The sequence below is a fragment of the Blautia sp. CAG:237 genome (assembly GCF_000436615.1).
In the GTDB taxonomy this organism is placed as follows: domain Bacteria; phylum Bacillota; class Clostridia; order Lachnospirales; family Lachnospiraceae; genus Blautia_A; species Blautia_A intestinihominis.
This window is the reverse complement of record NZ_FR886643.1, coordinates 1-685: the sequence shown is the minus strand read 5'-3', so window position 1 is coordinate 685 and position 685 is coordinate 1. Positions and strand designations below refer to the sequence as shown.

1 protein-coding gene is annotated in these 685 nt (G+C 38.0%); it reads right to left on the bottom strand.

What is annotated here, in order from left to right:
* Window positions 1-70 precede the first annotated feature (70 nt).
* Window positions 71-550 carry a hypothetical protein gene (locus tag QZL69_RS00005; RefSeq protein ID WP_022213185.1) on the bottom strand — a complete coding sequence of 160 codons (480 nt, stop codon included), beginning with the start codon at window positions 548-550 and terminating at the stop codon, window positions 71-73.
* Window positions 551-685: the final 135 nt, after the last annotated feature.

Sequence of the window (685 nt, the reverse complement as noted above, 5' to 3'; positions counted from 1 at the left end):
TTTAAGTTAATGACATTGTATAAATTAAGGGTTTTCAGCGTTTTTGATTTTCCGTAAATTACAAAGGGTATCAAATTTCATCAATTAACAACTCTGTCATTCCTAATGCCGCTGGAATTATCAGCAGCACGACTATCCATGCGCTCTGGAACAGTACCCAGGAAAGAATCGAAAGAATAGAGCAGACTACTATTTTCACACAGGCATCTGCTTTTATCTTTTGCTTTTTCAGCATTACGATGGAGGATATGAACAGGATCAGAAATATTACAAATAATAAAACAAGCCCTACTACCACCAGAAAGGCTACAACTCCCGTCATTCCTCCAAGCAATGCTGTAAGCGAGCCTGGAAGTATAAGATATCCACTTATGTAGTCTCCGTTTTCTCCAGGGTTAGTTGCCAGATTCATACCAACCGTTGTAAGCTCTCCAGCATATCTGACAAGAAATAAAGATCCGATCCCAGCACAGAGAGAAAACATCATATAAACACCAATTAATATTGTGGAAATTAATGATCCCAGAGGGATTTTTTTATTATTCTTCATAGCATCTTCCCAGTTTTTATTTCATTCACTTCTCCTGAATCTCTTTACCGCTGATATGTTCAATGTCTATTTCAAAGAGCTGCACGGCTTTTCCTGAACGTTCGATTTCTTCGTCAATCAGCTGTTCATTTGGAT

Coding starts and splice junctions, on each gene's coding strand:
- QZL69_RS00005 (WP_022213185.1), bottom strand. CDS start 550: ATGAAGAATAATAAAAAAATCCCTCTGGGATCATTAATTTCCACAATA.